Source organism: Frankia sp. CcMO1 (assembly GCF_977945845.1).
Genome location: NZ_CDWTMG010000222.1, coordinates 1 through 728, shown reverse-complemented (window position 1 = coordinate 728; position 728 = coordinate 1). Strand labels below are relative to the sequence as shown.

1 protein-coding gene is annotated in these 728 nt (G+C 72.1%); it reads right to left on the bottom strand.

Features of this window, described 5'->3' with window-relative positions:
* Positions 1 to 26: 26 nt before the first annotated feature.
* On the bottom strand, positions 27 to 623 hold the full coding sequence (locus AC08OU_RS19900) for a hypothetical protein (RefSeq protein ID WP_476605536.1): 597 nt from the start codon (positions 621 to 623) through the stop codon (positions 27 to 29).
* Positions 624 to 728: the final 105 nt, after the last annotated feature.

Sequence of the window (728 nt, the reverse complement as noted above, 5' to 3'; positions counted from 1 at the left end):
CGCATGAATCGTCGGTGGGGCCGCGCTTAGGCGCCGGATTGGTCCATTTCCGGGGCCAGGCCGGCACGGAGGTTCCCGGCCAGGAGGCGGTGGTCGAGGGCCCCGGTGAGCACGAACCCGATGCCCGCGATGAGGAACGACGTCGTGTCACTCCCGGGCTCCGTGTTCCAGACGGGCAGCAGGCCTACGCCCAGCACCGCTCCCCACACGACGAGATGGTGCACTCGCAGGCCCGGCCCCAGAAGTCGAAACGTGAGAACCGCCAGTGCCCAGGCCACGGTCAGGGCGCTCGCGGAACCGACCGGCGTCCCCTCCGGCATCCACCGGCCGATCTGGCTCGCCGCGACGAGGACCGCGAGGGCCGCGACGCTGGCGACGAGCAGTCGCCGCCGGCTCGTGCTCTGCGTCACCGCGCCGCGGCGCTGCTCGTAGCGCGCCACGCCGAAGGCCGCCGCGAGGACGACCGCCCCGCCCATGCCGAAGGCCGGCCACCCGATGAACGATCCGCCGAGGTTCCCCAAGCCGGCGAGTATCAGGACCAGGCCGAAGGTGACCGCGTTCAGGCCCTGCCAGCTGAGGTAGGGGTAGCTGCGCCCCGCGGCGTCCGTTCGGTGATGTTCCATGTGACCCGTGCCTCCCCGACCGTTTTATCCGGTGAGTGTAGCGCTGCCCGGTGCTACCAGCCGCGCTCGCGCCACTGCGGCAGGTGCGGGCGCTCGGTCCCGAGC

Excerpts from the sequence above, each read along its gene's own strand:
- AC08OU_RS19900 (WP_476605536.1), bottom strand. The coding sequence starts at position 623 with ATGGAACATCACCGAACGGACGCCGCGGGGCGCAGCTACCCCTACCTC.